Below are 935 nucleotides of genomic sequence, written 5' to 3'. Positions count from 1 at the left end.
TGGGGTAACCTTTTGGGGCCAGCCGCCTAAGGTGGGACAGATGATTGGGGTGAAGTCGTAACAAGGTAGCCGTATCGGAAGGTGCGGCTGGATCACCTCCTTTCTATGGAGTATTTACTCTAGTCGACAGACAACTTCGGTTGTTTGACGCTTGTGCTGTTTTGTTCAGTTTTGAGAGAACTCAAAACTGTCTGATTAACTTTTTGCATCTGCGTCTACGAGTGTAGCTTCGAAGTGAGCTTCCTCGATGCAAGGCAGCATGAAGTATAACTCAGACGAATGTTCAAGGTGTGATTGAAGTCAGTCGCCTTGTTCAGTTTTGAGAGAATTTCAACTCTCAATTTTATAAACTTTATTTCTAATTTGAAGACGAATTAGAAGCAAGAAGCAAGGAGTACGAGGCGGCAAGTTCTTGAGTAGCAGAGTGTACGTTTAAATGGTACATGAGCAACGCAAAGAACGCAGCCGACGAAGTAATCCGCCGCTTATCATTCGTCAGATTGTTCTTTGAAAACTAGATAACAACAAATAGACATTGAGTTTTACCGGGATGTATGTAAATACATCTAGTGAACTCGATAAGTCAAGAATTCATAAACCTTTTGTAAGATGAAAAGTTTGTATAGAAGTGAAGTATTTCTGACAAACTTAGAAGTTTTAAAAGAAGCAAGGAGTTCGAGGAAGTGAAGTCCCGAGGAACGGATCGTATCAATAATACGTGAGTACCGCAGGGGCAAAACTGACGAAGAAATTTGCAGCTTTTTTTAAAACGAAAAAGACAAATTAGAAGCAAGGAGTACAAGGCGGTAAGATCTCGAGTAGCGGAGTGTACGTTTAAAGGGTACATGAGCAACACAGAGAGCGTAGCCAACGAAGTAATCCGCCGCTTATCATTTGTCGAATGGTTAAGTTATGAAGGGCGCACGGTGAATGCC

Annotated in this window: 1 rRNA gene; it reads left to right on the top strand. The window is 42.0% G+C overall.

The window, feature by feature from the left end:
* Positions 1–103 (top strand): 16S ribosomal RNA (locus J0N78_RS25500); the annotation flags it as partial.
* Positions 104–935 lie beyond the last annotated feature (832 nt).

The organism is Alkalihalobacillus sp. BA299 (assembly GCF_017745675.1).
Lineage (GTDB): Bacteria > Bacillota > Bacilli > Bacillales > Bacillaceae_F > Alkalihalobacterium.
The sequence above is the reverse complement of the archived record's forward strand: the minus strand, read 5'-3'. Positions and strand labels throughout refer to the sequence as shown.